We start from the raw sequence: 4205 nt of genomic DNA on the forward strand, positions 1-4205 counted from the left end.
CGAAGGGCAGCAGGCCCGCGGCGACGGCCACCGCCGCTCCGCCGCTCGAGCCGCCCGCGCCGAGGCGCGTGTCCCAGGGGGTGACGGCCGGCGGCCCGATGCGGGTCTCGGTGTACGAGGGCATGCCGAACTCGGGGGCCGCGGTCTTGCCCACGCTGACGGCTCCTGCCGCGTCGAGCACCTCGACGATCTCGTCCGATGCCGTCGGCACATGGTGCTCACGCACCCGCGACCCGGACGTCATGCGCACGCCGGCCCGGCGCCACAGGTCTTTATCGCCGCTCGGCAGGCCCCAGAGAGGCGCGGTGCGCGGCACGGAGGCGAGGGACGCGGCCCGCTCGCGCGCTGCGTCGGGCGTGACCGTGGTGAAGGCACCGAGCTCGCCGTTCCACCGCTCGATCCGGCCGAGGTAGTGCTCGGCGAGCTCCAGCGGCGTGACCTCACCGCGCTGCAGCCAGTCCCACTGCTCCTGTGCGCTGAGATGGTGGAGTTCGAACATGGAACGACCCTATTCCGCCGGTCGTCGAGACGGCGGAACAGGGTCGGGGACTCACGCGGCGCGACTGCCGCTCTCGCGGGCCTCGTCGAGGCCGAGACGGGTACCGGAGGGGACCACGGTGTCGCGGTCCACGCGGGCACCGGTGGCGATCACGGCAGAGCCGCCGATGCGGGAGTAGCTCCCGATCCGGGCTCCGGGCCCGACGATCGCCTCGGGTCCGACGTGCACATTGGCGCCGATGAAGGCACTGTGCCCGATCATCGCATCGCGATCAACCCAGCTGCCGGCGCCGACCCAGGCGCGCTCGCCGACGGTCGCTCCGGGCTCCACGTAGGCGCCGGTCTCGATGTACGCGGTCGCCGAGACGCGCGAACCGGGAGCGACCATTCCGCGTCCGTTCGCGTGGCGGCGATAGACGATCTCCTCGTCTCCGCTGCGCGCCCCTCGTCCCTTGGTCATCCGTGTTCCTGCCATCTGTCTCTGGCTCCTCCGAGCTGTCCGGTGGACGGGGCTCGGCGCCCCGTCCCGTCATCCGTAGACAACATCGAGGCGTCGGCGGTCATTCCCCGGTCGAGAGCCGCGGCGCACGACGCGGGACGGGGCTCACTCGACGGCGGCCGCGACCGCGGTGACCACCGCGCGGAACCGCTCGGGCGCCTCCCGGATCGAGCGCCGCGCGAGTACTCCGGCGAGCGCCGACGAGGCGGGAGAGGCGAGCAGCTCGCACTCGACGCGCGAGCCCTCCTCGTCCTCGATCACGCGCCACTGCTCCCGCCCCAGGACGGGCAGCCGGCGCTCGAGCCCACTCCCCCGGAGCTCGAACCGGGCGTCCTCCTGGACGAGCAGGTCGGCGAGCGCGGCCAGCACAGGAGCAGGAGAAGCGTGGAGGACGGAGGCGAGGGCGAGGAGGCTGCGCACGGCCGCAGTCTCGCACGACCGCGGGTCAGGAGCGGGCGTCGAGGACCCTCCTCAGCCAGTCGAACGACGCCTTCGGCACCCGGTCGTGGCTCCGCGCGTCGAGCGCGACCAGACCGTGCGGCCGAGTGTAGCCGTGCTGCCACTCGAAGGCGTCGACCAGAGTCCACAGCTGCACCGCCTCGACGGGCAGCCCGTCGTGGACCGCCTCGGCCAGGGCTGCGAGGTGCGCGCCGAGCCAGCGGATCCGCTCCGTATCGATGATCGCGCCGTCGCGATCCGGCTCGTCGGGGTAGCTCGCGCCGAGTGCGGTGACGACCAGCGGAGGCAGCGCCTCGCCGTAGCGCTCGACCAGTGCACCGAGGACCGACACGACAGCCCACGGTGCTACCGGCGATCCGTCTCCGGTGCGGTCGAGGTCGGGCCACGGCGCAGTGTGGAACGGGAGCACGGGAGGTGCGCCCACTCCTGTCGGGGCTGAGGGGTCGCGCCCGGCGACGATGCGCTGCGGCGGCAGCGGCGCGACGGCGTAGAAGTCGAGCGGAACGGCGATGCGCGCGAGGTCCACCGGGTCGGCCTGCGCGAGGGGGGCGAGGAACGACGGCAGCTCCTCCGGACCCGGCGGGTAGGCGCCGGTCAGCACGGCATCGGCGACCAGGCGGTTGCGCAGCACGTCGGCCAGCGCCGCCCAGGCGCGATCGTGCTCGTCGTCCGAGGCCGCCTCCACCACCGAGAGCGCGTCGACCAGGCCGATCCTGCCCGTCACCTCGGCGGCTCGCAGCGCCTCGACCGCTACACCGTGCCCGAGGAGCTGGTGGTGCAGCGCGGGAAGAGCGCTGAAGAGGCGCCCGGCGGCAGGCGCCTGGCGGGTCAGGGCGTAGCCTCGAGCATCACGGACGAGGGGGAGTCCAGCGTGATCCAGTCGGAGACGCGGTCGCCCAGCCGGGAGCCGAGCTCGAAGGCGAGGTCGCCGAAGCGGAAGGCGGTGTCGCGATGCAGCCAGCCCCCGCCGAGCGCCGACGGCGTGTCACGGTGGTGCAGCGTGAGCGCCACCCGGAGGCCCGCCTCGGCGAGCGCGTCGAGGACCCGGTCGTAGAAGCCCAGACCCCCGGTGTCGAGAGGTCCGCGCCCGTCCGGCTGCACGCGCGGCCACGCCACCGAGAGCCGCAGCTCGTCGACGCCCAGATCGACGAGCAGCGCCAGGTCCTCGCGCCAGCGCAGGAAGAAGTCCGTCGCCACCTCGGGAGTCGCCTCGTCGGCGATGGTGCCGCGCCGCAGAGCGAAGTCGTCCCAGACGGAACGACCCCGCCCGCCCGCGTCGAGCGAACCCTCAGTCTGGAAGGCGCTCTGGGCGAGCCCGATGCGCAATCCGGGCGGCAGGAGCCTCCCCAGCTCGCGCGGATCGTCGAAACGCGCTGCGTCGGCGCGCACCTGCCGCCGATCGCGCCCGCGGGCGTCGTCTCCACGCATGCTGTCCTCCGGGTTCTCGTTGCCGGGTATATTCTCGCGGAAGCGCTCTCCCGGAATCTCCCGACCCCTTCCCGTCCGGCCGCGTCCGTCATCCTCAGGGTGTACATCCGGCAACGGGGGTGCGGCGAGCTTGACAGCGCCGTCGGGCCACCGTGCAATGGACCCATCGTGAAATCGGGCGTCGGCAGGGCAGTACCGGGGAGTTCACCGGTCGCCCCGGTGCCCCGGCTCCGTCGATCCCGCAGGAGCACCGCAGCGTTCTTGCTGCTCCTCGTCGCCGCGGTCACCTCCGTCTCCGGCCTCGCCGCTCCCGCTGCCGATGCCGCAGCGCTCGCGATCAGCGCCCCGGCCGACGGGGTCGTCCTGACGACGGGCAGCACCACCGTCTCGGGCACCGCCACGGCGGGAGACCAGGTCCAGGTCGGCATCCGCGGCGGTGGCGACCCCCTCTGCATCGCGACGACGGCCGCCGATGGCGGCTGGAGCTGCGCGGTGACGCTCAAGGACGGTCCGGTGACCCTCGTCGCCGTCGAGCTCCTCGCCGGAGGCGGGACCACCTCGACCGCCGTGAGCATCGGCGTCCTCAGCGCTCCGGTCATCCAGTCCGTCGACGGCTCCGCCACATCGGCGGGCTCCGTGCGCGGCACGGCGTACGCGGGAGCGAGTGTGGCGGCGGTCTCGGACGGCGGCGCCTCCTGCCTGGCGACCGCCGACTCCAGCGGAGCCTGGTTCTGCCAGCTCGCACCCACACCTGCTCCCGGCAGCTACCGGGTGACCGCCACGCAGACCGCCTCCTTCGCCGGCAGCACGGCCTCGCCTGCGAGCGCCCCGGTCACGCTCGTCGTCGACACCGCCGCCCCTGCCGCACCCACCCTCACGTCGCCGAGCGGAGGCGCGACCCTGCCGCTCAGCGGCGCCTCCTACTCGGGCACCGGCGTCGACGGCACCCGCGCCTATGTCTACGTCGACCGCGTCAACACCTGCGACGCAGCGGTCAGCGGAGGCGCCTGGAGCTGCACCGGCGGCACGATCGCGGCCGGAACGCATCGCGTCTCGGCCATCGCGGGCGACACCGCGGGCAACTACAGCTCGCCGAGCCCGTGGGTCGACGTGACCTTCGCGACCTCCACGCCCACCCCGACCGGCACGCCGACCGCGACGCGCCCACGACGCCGGGCGCGAGCCCCACACCGACGCGACGAGCGCCTCCCCCGCTCCGAGTAGCCCCTCGCCGCGCCCGACCGGTACACCGACGCCCGGCCGCACGAACCAGGCGGCTCCCGCTCCGCCGAGCACGCCCGGCACCGACCCGGCACCGGCA

General features: G+C 74.0%; 6 protein-coding genes. 1 reads left to right on the plus strand and 5 read right to left on the minus strand.

From position 1 onward, the window contains the following. The 5 genes from ACH61_RS14155 to ACH61_RS18890 form a co-directional block, all read right to left on the minus strand. Positions 1-499: amidase family protein (locus ACH61_RS14155; protein WP_269085087.1), on the minus strand; the 499-nt coding region annotated here is incomplete at its 3' end. Between the two features lie 51 nt (positions 500-550). Continuing rightward, the gene (locus ACH61_RS14160) at positions 551-958 is read right to left on the minus strand and encodes a hypothetical protein (protein ID WP_068213240.1); all 408 of its coding nucleotides are present in this window, start codon (positions 956-958) and stop codon (positions 551-553) included. 144 nt (positions 959-1102) lie between these two features. Beyond that, positions 1103-1417 (minus strand): hypothetical protein, encoded by a 315-nt coding sequence (locus tag ACH61_RS14165; protein WP_068213242.1) that lies wholly within the window; start codon positions 1415-1417, stop codon positions 1103-1105. Between the two features lie 25 nt (positions 1418-1442). Further along, positions 1443-2336: a family 1 glycosylhydrolase gene (locus ACH61_RS18885; protein ID WP_330220182.1), complete on the minus strand. Its 894-nt coding sequence runs from the start codon at positions 2334-2336 to the stop codon at positions 1443-1445. Continuing rightward, the gene (locus tag ACH61_RS18890) at positions 2285-2884 is read right to left on the minus strand and encodes a family 1 glycosylhydrolase (protein ID WP_082845295.1); all 600 of its coding nucleotides are present in this window, start codon (positions 2882-2884) and stop codon (positions 2285-2287) included. The genes ACH61_RS18885 and ACH61_RS18890 overlap by 52 nt, the downstream gene beginning before the upstream one ends. A gap of 261 nt (positions 2885-3145) precedes the next feature. Here ACH61_RS18890 and ACH61_RS14175 point away from each other — a divergent pair, with 261 nt between their 5' ends. Continuing rightward, positions 3146-4108: a RodZ family helix-turn-helix domain-containing protein gene (locus ACH61_RS14175; RefSeq protein ID WP_068213244.1), complete on the plus strand. Its 963-nt coding sequence runs from the start codon at positions 3146-3148 to the stop codon at positions 4106-4108. Positions 4109-4205 lie beyond the last annotated feature (97 nt).

It is taken from the genome of Rathayibacter tanaceti, assembly GCF_001634385.1.
GTDB classification, from domain to species: Bacteria; Actinomycetota; Actinomycetes; order Actinomycetales; family Microbacteriaceae; genus Rathayibacter; species Rathayibacter tanaceti.

What these genes read in the sequence shown, in the direction of transcription:
- ACH61_RS14160 (WP_068213240.1), bottom strand. Translation starts at nt 958, where the DNA reads ATGACCAAGGGACGAGGGGCGCGCAGCGGAGACGAGGAGATCGTCTAT.
- ACH61_RS18890 (WP_082845295.1), bottom strand. Translation starts at nt 2,884, where the DNA reads ATGCGTGGAGACGACGCCCGCGGGCGCGATCGGCGGCAGGTGCGCGCC.